At 70.3% G+C, this 437-nt stretch carries 1 pseudogene; it reads left to right on the plus strand.

The features are described 5' to 3' along the window. Positions 1-325 (plus strand): annotated as a pseudogene (locus OOT08_RS18050) (MerR family transcriptional regulator); the annotation flags it as partial. Positions 326-437: the final 112 nt, after the last annotated feature.

Raw genomic sequence — 437 nt, forward strand, 5'->3', positions numbered from 1 at the left:
CGACATCCTCGTCCTCAAGCTCGTGAAGCGCCTCCTCGACACCGGCATCTCCCTGCAGCAGATCCGCACCGCCGTGGACCAGCTCCGCGAGGCCGGGGTGCACGACCTCGCCCAGACCACGCTCATGAGCGACGGTGCGAGCGTGTACCTGTGCACCTCCGACGACGAGGTCATCGACCTCGTGAACCGCGGGCAGGGCGTCTTCGGCATCGCCGTCGGCAAGGTCCTCCGCGAGGTCGAGACCTCCCTCGTGGACATCCAGGCGCTCCGCGACGAGCCCAGCGACGAGCTCGCTCAGCGCCGCACCCGCAAGAAGATTTCTTAGGCCGGGCGACCCGCCCGCCTCGACGCCCGGCTGCGCACTGCGCAGGCGGGCGTTTTGCTGTGCAGCGCCGGGTGCTGCGGGACGGATCCCCGCACGGCAACACCGCCCCGAA

The organism is Leucobacter sp. M11 (genome assembly GCF_035726885.1).
GTDB lineage: Bacteria > Actinomycetota > Actinomycetes > Actinomycetales > Microbacteriaceae > JAPFRB01.